General features: G+C 68.7%; 7 protein-coding genes, 2 tRNA genes and 1 pseudogene. 4 read left to right on the top strand and 6 right to left on the bottom strand.

All coding sequences use genetic code 11. The annotated features are described in order from the left end of the window. Nucleotides 1-10: 10 nt before the first annotated feature. Both AF1_RS34970 and AF1_RS36735 read left to right on the top strand, forming a co-directional pair. Nucleotides 11-340, top strand: a pseudogene (locus AF1_RS34970) (IS481 family transposase); the annotation flags it as partial. 534 nt (nucleotides 341-874) lie between these two features. Continuing rightward, a complete protein-coding gene (locus AF1_RS36735; RefSeq protein WP_067807585.1) occupies nucleotides 875-1,120 on the top strand; it encodes a tyrosine-type recombinase/integrase in 246 nt (81 codons plus the stop codon). Nucleotides 1,121-1,386: 266 nt separating this feature from the next. On the opposite strand, the gene AF1_RS36730 is transcribed toward AF1_RS36735, so the two are convergent. The 6 genes from AF1_RS36730 to AF1_RS31130 all read right to left on the bottom strand — a co-directional run bounded on the left by AF1_RS36730 (nucleotide 1,387) and on the right by AF1_RS31130 (nucleotide 3,407). Beyond that, on the bottom strand, nucleotides 1,387-1,686 hold the full coding sequence (locus AF1_RS36730; protein ID WP_067807581.1) for a helix-turn-helix domain-containing protein: 300 nt from the start codon (nucleotides 1,684-1,686) through the stop codon (nucleotides 1,387-1,389). Beyond that, nucleotides 1,686-2,054: a type II toxin-antitoxin system RelE/ParE family toxin gene (locus tag AF1_RS31150; RefSeq protein ID WP_242608755.1), complete on the bottom strand. Its 369-nt coding sequence runs from the start codon at nucleotides 2,052-2,054 to the stop codon at nucleotides 1,686-1,688. The genes AF1_RS36730 and AF1_RS31150 overlap by 1 nt, the downstream gene beginning before the upstream one ends. A 357-nt stretch (nucleotides 2,055-2,411) precedes the next feature. After that, nucleotides 2,412-2,741, bottom strand: coding sequence for a helix-turn-helix domain-containing protein (locus tag AF1_RS31145; RefSeq protein WP_067807575.1), 330 nt, complete (start codon nucleotides 2,739-2,741; stop codon nucleotides 2,412-2,414). Next, on the bottom strand, nucleotides 2,738-3,112 hold the full coding sequence (locus AF1_RS31140) for a type II toxin-antitoxin system RelE/ParE family toxin (protein ID WP_067807573.1): 375 nt from the start codon (nucleotides 3,110-3,112) through the stop codon (nucleotides 2,738-2,740). The genes AF1_RS31145 and AF1_RS31140 overlap by 4 nt, the downstream gene beginning before the upstream one ends. A gap of 123 nt (nucleotides 3,113-3,235) precedes the next feature. Next, nucleotides 3,236-3,309: transfer RNA gene (locus tag AF1_RS31135), tRNA-Phe, on the bottom strand. Between the two features lie 20 nt (nucleotides 3,310-3,329). After that, nucleotides 3,330-3,407 (bottom strand) — tRNA-Asp (locus AF1_RS31130). A 264-nt stretch (nucleotides 3,408-3,671) separates the two neighbouring features. Here AF1_RS31130 and AF1_RS31125 point away from each other — a divergent pair. Both AF1_RS31125 and AF1_RS31120 read left to right on the top strand, forming a co-directional pair. Then, nucleotides 3,672-5,087 (top strand): amino acid permease, encoded by a 1,416-nt coding sequence (locus AF1_RS31125; RefSeq protein ID WP_207394009.1) that lies wholly within the window; start codon nucleotides 3,672-3,674, stop codon nucleotides 5,085-5,087. A 59-nt stretch (nucleotides 5,088-5,146) separates the two neighbouring features. Continuing rightward, nucleotides 5,147-6,775 carry an adenylate/guanylate cyclase domain-containing protein gene (locus AF1_RS31120; RefSeq protein WP_084263502.1) on the top strand — a complete coding sequence of 543 codons (1,629 nt, stop codon included), beginning with the start codon at nucleotides 5,147-5,149 and terminating at the stop codon, nucleotides 6,773-6,775. The last annotated feature ends 84 nt before the right edge of the window (nucleotides 6,776-6,859 follow it).

Genomic DNA, 6,859 nt, shown 5'->3' with positions numbered 1-6,859 from the left:
GTATGCCCCGCTGACCGAGCTGGGCCGTCTGGGCCTGGCCCGGTGCGACGTGGACGAGGGCTGGCCGCTGCGCCGGGCGGTTCCAGGTGTCGCACACCACCGCGGCACGGTGGGCCAGTACCGGCAGCAGGGAAGCGACCGGTCCAGCCGCCCGCACCACAGCCCGGCCCGCCTGCCTCGCCGCACCGAACGCCGCATCATCGGCCTGCGCGTCTCCCGCCGGCCGGGCCCGGATCGCCTCCCGGCTCGGCCTGCACCCCTCCACCGTCCACCGCGTCCTGCACCGTCACCGCTGCCCGCCCCTGCCCACCTGGACCAGGCCACCGGCCGCCCGATCCGCTGGTCCAATCGATTCACGCCGTGCTTCGCAACGCGCTGGAGTCGGCCGTCCGCGAGGAGGTCATCCCGCGAAATGTGGCCAAGCTCGTGAAGGTCGGTGCGCCCAAGTACAAGGTGAACCGCGGGCTCACAGTCGACTAGGCGCGCGATGTCCTCAAGACGGCCCGCGACGAACGGCTCTACGCGCTGTACGTCCTGGCGCTCTGCCTCGGCCTGCGGCGGCAGGACGTCACCCTTGTCGGCTGCCGGGCCTGCGACGGTGAGGGCGGTGAGGTGGACGGCGCCGAGTGCCGGACCTGCGCCGGTAGCGGCGTCGAGAGCGCCACGCGGGAAGTCGCGCGGACGCTTCAACGGGTCGGGGGAGCGCTGCGGTTCGTCCGTCCCAAGACCGACGTTCCGAGCGGACCGTCCCGTTGCCTCCCGTCTGCAACACGGCTCTGTGCGAGCACAAGGTGAAGCAGACGGCCGAACGGGCGGACGCCTGGCAGACTGGGAGGACAACGGCCTCGTCTTCCCGTCCCGACGCGGTACGCCCATGGAGCCGGACAACCTTCGCCGTAGCTGGGGCCGCGTCCGGACTGCCGTCGGCCTGGAGTCGATGCGTTTCCACGACATGCGGCACACCTGCGTCTCGCTGCTACTCCACCCGGGCATCGCGCCGGACGTCGTCCGGGACATCGTCGGGCACAGCGATATCGAAGTAACGATGACGATCTACGCGCACACGTCCCTCGACGACAAGCGCGCGGCGCTTCGGAAGCTGGGGGATGCGCTCGGCTGAGGCCGTTGCTGTCAAAAGGCCCGGAACCGAGATTGCTTCCGGGCCTTTTGGCTGGTCAAATGATGTGGGCAGGGGCGGGGTCGAACCGCCGACCTTCCGCTTTTCAGCTATAGCAACGACCTTGCTGGGGGAGCGTTGCCCAAGGTTGGATGGCTGGCGACGTGCGTTGGTGGCTGGGGGTGGCCGCCGCTGTTGCTGTCACCGTTGCTGTCAGTCGGTCTGGCCCTGCGACATCGGGCCGACTCGGAGCAGCCGGGGGCGTTGGGTCAGGCTGCTACGTGCTCTCCAACAGTGATGGTGAACGTGGTGTGCATGGCCTTGGCGATCCGGTCCAGCATCGCCAGGGTCGGCACGCCTCCGCCGCCCTCGATGCGCGACAGTGCCGGCTGTGTTATACCTGCGAGCTTGGCCACTTCTGCCTGGGTGAGTCCCAGTTCCCTGCGGCGCTCGCGGACCATGTCGCCGAGCCGAAGGTCAAGACCGGCCAGGTCGTACTCGGGGTGGCTGGCCGCTCCCTCACGCAGCCGCCGCTCACGGTCGAGCTTCCACTTGGTGTGCCCGGGCATCACTCGCTCCTCTCGTAGAGATGGTCTGCCGGTCCTATGTGGGACGTCTCGCAGACCCGTCGTGCGTTCACCGCTCGCTCCACGTCACGTGGTTGCGCATCGTTACGGACCTTCTGGAACACCGTCAGTAACACGATCAAGCGGCCAGGCCCGGTCGGTAGCCAGTACGTGATTCTCCATGCGGTGTCCTCCAGGTGGAAGCGCAGTTCGCGGACGCCGTCGCGCAGTGCTTTGGTGTGGTCGCCATCGAGCATGTCACCTCGGTCGACCAGGTAGTCGTCCACGTTGCGCATGACGCGCTGATACTGAGCGAACGTTAAGGTGTCCAGCCACGTGACGACCTCAGGCTCCATCTCGATCTCGAACATACTCTTGATGATATATACCATCGACGGTAAGTCTCGAAACCGAGTCTGTCCAGCCCTTGGATCCTTGGGGTGCCCTGGCAGGGGGTGTGACTAGATCCTGTGAGTCTCGACCGTCCGCCACGGTGCATCATCCGTTGCTGTCAAAACAAAGCCCCTGGGCCGTGTGGCTCCGGGGTGTTTGCGCTGGTGAGAGGTGTGGGCAGGGGCGGGGTCGAACCGCCGACCTTCCGCTTTTCAGAAGTGGCAACCACACTGCCGCCAGCCCATCCACCAAGGTCAGACGGTGCCCAACGTGCGCCCACGGTGCTGTCTGGTGGCCATCGTTGCCGTCAGGGTTGCCGTCACCGGTCAGTGCTGTCAGGCGACCTTGATCGAGTGGGGGCCGACGCTGACGGTGATGTCCACGTGGCCGCCGAGTGCGGTGGCGTAGGCGCGGAGTGTCTCCAGCTCCATGGCTTCGAGGTCGCCGTTCTCGATTTGGGAGACGCGGGACTGGCTGACGCCGAGGATCTGGGCGACCTCGGCTTGTGTCTTGCCGATGGCCTTGCGGAGTTCTTTGAGGTGGTGGCCGGCGACGTAGGCGTCCAGTTCGGCACGGGCCTGGGCCTGGCGCTCGGGGTCGGCCAGTTCGGGGTTGCGGCGGTGTGCTTCGGCTTTGATGTCCTGCCAGCGGCGTCCGGTGCTCATCGTCCGGCCTCCTTGTCCTTCGCCGCCCGGTACTCGGCGTAGCGGGCTTCGGCCAGTGGGATCGCCTCGTCGTACCAGCGTGACCACTGCCCGGCCTTGTCTCCGGCCACTAGGAAGATCGCTGCCCGATCTGGATCGAATACGAACAGCATGCGGATCTCCGATCGGCCTCGGCTGCCGGGCCGCAGCTCCTTGAGGTTGCGTAGCTCGCTGTGTTCCAGTGTGTCGACCAGCGGTCGTCCAAGCGTCGGCCCGACCTCGGCCAGCCTGTCGATGGCCTGCTCGATCAAGGCTGCGGTGTCCGTCTCGGATTCACACAGCTTGAGGAACCAGCTCTCAACCGGTTCAAGGAGGATGACGTCCCAGGGCACCCGACCAATATAACCTCTAGCTCATACTGCGAGGTTGACCGTCCGCTTCCTGATGACGTCCGTTGCCGTCAAACGCAACGCCCCGGGCCACATGGCTCCGGGGCGTCTTGCTGGTCGTAGGTGTGGGCAGGGGCGGGGTCGAACCGCCGACCTTCCGCTTTTCAGGCGGACGCTCGTACCGACTGAGCTACCTGCCCAGGACGTGCATCCGCACGTCTGGCGGTCCTGACGGGATTTGAACCCGCGGCCTCCACCTTGACAGGGTGGCGAGCACTCCTAGCTGCTCCACAGGACCTTGCTGTTCCGAGCTTAGTGGCTTCGGAGGGGTGTGCCGGCCGGGTGGTTACCCGGTCTTTGGCACGTCCGAGAGCATACGCGATGGCCGAGGACGGCGCCAACTCGTTAACGGGCGGGGCGGCCGGGGTAGAGCTGGTACCGGTTGTGGCGGGTGCTACGCGTTTGCAGCTTGGGGTCCTACTCTGTCCAGGTTGCGCAACCGTGCGTGACCGGAGGGTTGCACCGTTCCGCAAGGACGGTCATAGATGCGAGGGAGGTCGGTGTGGTCGCAAAGCTCCCAGACCAGAGTGCCGAGAGCTACCAACGAGGGCTCGGCACCCGCCAGATCCAGATGCTGGCGATCGGCGGGACGATCGGGACCGGGCTGTTCCTGGGTGCCGGGGAGAACATCGCCAAGGCCGGGCCGAGCCTGGTCCTGACGTACGCCGTGGCGGGGCTGGCGTTGTTCTTCGTCATGCGGGCGCTCGGTGAGCTGCTGACGTACCGGCGGGCGGAGGGAGGGTTCGCCGGGTATGCCCGGGAGTTCCTCGGTCCGTTCTGGGGGTACGCCACGACGTGGACGTACTGGATCATCTGGGTGACGACCGGCATGGCGGAGCTGACCGCGGCCGGCAAGTACATCCAGAAGTGGTGGCCGGGGGTCGAGCAGTGGCAGACGGCGCTGGTCGCGCTGCTGGTGCTGTTCGCGGTGAACCTGGTCTCGGTGAAGCTCTTCGGTGAGCTCGAGTTCTGGTTCGCGATGATCAAGATCGCGGCGATCGTGATGATGATCCTGGTCGGGATCGGGGTGCTGGTCTTCGGGTTCAGCGACGCCGGGGACACGGCGAGCCCGAGCAACCTGTGGGGGCACGGCGGCGTGTTCCCCGAGGGGGCCGGCGCGACCATCATGACTCTGCAGATGGTCATGTTCGCCTACCTGGGCGTCGAGCTCGTGGGTGTGACGGCGAGCGAGGCGAAGGACCCGGAGAAGAACATCCCGCGGGCGATCAACGCGCTGCCGCTGCGGTTCGCGCTGTTCTACCTCGGGTCGCTGCTGGTCATCCTGGCGGTGGTGCCGTGGACGGCGTTCAAGGGCGGGGCGAGCCCGTTCGTGCTGGCCTTCGACAAGATCGGCATTCCGGGCGGGGCGGACATCGTCAACTTCGTGGTGCTGACCGCGGCCCTGTCGTCCTGCAACGCGGGCGGGCTGTACTCGACGTCCCGGATGCTGCGGACGGCCGGGGTGAACGGCGACGGTCCCCAGGTGCTCGGACGGCTCAACGAGCGCGGGGTGCCCGTGCTGACGGTCGTCATCTCGGCGCTCGTCATGGGCATCGGGGTCGTCGTCAACGCGGTCGTCCCGGAGAAGGCGTTCGACTACATCACTTCCGTGTCGACCGGTGGCGCCCTCCTGGTGTGGACGGTCATTCTCGTCGCGCACATGGTCTACCGGCGGAAGGCGGAGGCCGGGGCGCTGCCCAAGGCGCCGTACCGGATGCCGTGGGCGCCCTACACCAACTGGCTCGTGCTGGCGTTCTTCGCGTTCGTCACGGTGACGATCACGTGGGAGGCCGATACGCGGGTCGCGCTGTACGTGATGGGGGCGTGGGCGGCGCTCGTGGTGGTCGGCTGGCCGTTCGCCCGGCGGAGCTCGCAGGAAGCGGGGATGGAGGTCGCCGTGGAGAGTACCAGCGCCTGACCGTCATGGGATGATCCCCCCAAGGCGGTTCCATCCCCCCGGAGGCGCACGTGACCAGCATGCTAGAGATCCGTGTGCGCTGGGTCCTGCTGGTCGTGGTCGGCGTCGCGAACGTGGTCGGCGCGCTGGTGGTGCTGCTGTTCGCGACGTTCGTGGTGCCCGATCCGCCGCTGGACGATCGCGACTACGTGCACATGGTGAACGCGGTGGCGTTCTTCAGCTATCCGGTGGTGGCCGCTCCGGTGGCGCTGCTCCTGGGGTTGCGGCTGTGGCGGCCCGTCGTCACGTTCGTCCGGGACGGGGGAGGACCCGACCGGCGGCAGCGGCGGGCCGTCCTGCTCGGGCCGCTGCGGCTGACGCTGCTCATCGGCGCGCTGTGGACGGTCGGCGCCGCGGGCTGGGCGGTGCTCGACCTCGCCCTGTTCACCGGACGGCTGGCCGTGAAGACGGGGCTGACGTGCCTGCTCGGCGCGGCCACGACGTGCACGATCGTGTATCTGCTCTCGGAGCGGCTGCTGCGTCCGGCGGCGGCGCTGGTGCTGGGCAGGGAGCGTCCGAAGAAGTTCCGCCTGCCCGGGGTGACGACGCGGGTGATGCTCGCGTGGATGCTCGGCACGGCCATCCCGGTGTTCGGGCTGATCTGCGTCGCGATCGCCGCGCTGGCCGCACCGGGCATCAACGTCGGGCAGCTCGCGATCACGATCCTCGGGCTCGGCGGGGCGGCGCTGCTCGCCGGGGTCTATGTCATCTACATGGCGACCCGGGCGATCGCGGACCCGATCAAGTCCGTCCGGAAGGGCATGGCGCAGGTCGAGCGCGGTGATCTGCGCGCCGAGGTCGCGGTGTACGACGCGAGCGAGGTCGGGCAGTTGCAGGCCGGCTTCAACCACATGGTCGCGGGGCTGCGCGAGAACGAACGGCTCCGCGACCTGTTCGGACGGCATGTCGGCGAGGAGGTCGCGGACCTGGCGCTGGAGCGCGGCGACATCACGCTCGGCGGCGAGACACGGGAGGTGGCCGTCCTGTTCGTCGATCTGACCGGCTCCACCAGGCTCGCCGACACGCGCAGCCCGGACGAGGTGGTCGAGCTGCTCAACCGGTTCTTCGGCATCGTGGTGACGGTCGTCGCGGGGCACGGCGGCTGGATCAACAAGTTCGAGGGGGACGCGGCGCTCGCGATCTTCGGGGCGCCGACGCAGCTGGAGGACTCGGCCGGCGGGGCGCTGGGGGCGGCCCGCGAGCTGGCGGTGCGGCTGCGCGCCGAGGTGCCGATGCTGGACGCGGGGATCGGCGTGTCCGCGGGCCAGGTCGTCGCCGGGTACATCGGCGCGGAGGAGCGGTTCGAGTACACCGTGATCGGTGATCCGGTGAACGAGGCGGCCCGGCTCAGCGACCTGGCGAAGGACGAGCCGGGCCGGGTGCTGGCCTCGGCGGCCGTCCTCGATCTGGCGCATCTGGCCGAGTCGGACGAGTGGGACGTCGGCCGGTCGGTGACGCTGCGCGGCCGGAGCCGTCCGACACGGCTCGGCACGCCCCGGCCGGTCAAGCCCGAGATCGGGCCGTCCGTCCGCCGTGCCCGGTTTCCGCGTCCGCTGCGGCGGGGCCGGAAGCTGCTGGTCGGCGCGCTGATCCTGGCGAAGGCGGCCAAGAGCACGAGCATGCCGGACCGGCCCGACGAGCCGGAGTAGCCCCGGTCCGGGCGGCCTGATCAGGGCAGCAGCCGGCGCGCGCGGGCGGTGAGCGCCCGCGCCGCCGGGCTGCGCGGCCCCTCC

Origin of the sequence: Actinomadura formosensis NBRC 14204 (assembly GCF_001552155.1) — a bacterium.
Classification (GTDB): Bacteria; Actinomycetota; Actinomycetes; order Streptosporangiales; family Streptosporangiaceae; genus Spirillospora; species Spirillospora formosensis.
The sequence above is the reverse complement of the archived record's forward strand: the minus strand, read 5'-3'. Positions and strand labels throughout refer to the sequence as shown.

Excerpts from the sequence above, each read along its gene's own strand:
- AF1_RS36735 (WP_067807585.1), top strand. The coding sequence starts at position 875 with ATGGAGCCGGACAACCTTCGCCGTAGCTGGGGCCGCGTCCGGACTGCC.
- AF1_RS36730 (WP_067807581.1), bottom strand. The coding sequence starts at position 1,686 with ATGCCCGGGCACACCAAGTGGAAGCTCGACCGTGAGCGGCGGCTGCGT.
- AF1_RS31150 (WP_242608755.1), bottom strand. The coding sequence starts at position 2,054 with ATGTTCGAGATCGAGATGGAGCCTGAGGTCGTCACGTGGCTGGACACC.
- AF1_RS31145 (WP_067807575.1), bottom strand. The coding sequence starts at position 2,741 with ATGAGCACCGGACGCCGCTGGCAGGACATCAAAGCCGAAGCACACCGC.
- AF1_RS31120 (WP_084263502.1), top strand. The coding sequence starts at position 5,147 with ATGCTAGAGATCCGTGTGCGCTGGGTCCTGCTGGTCGTGGTCGGCGTC.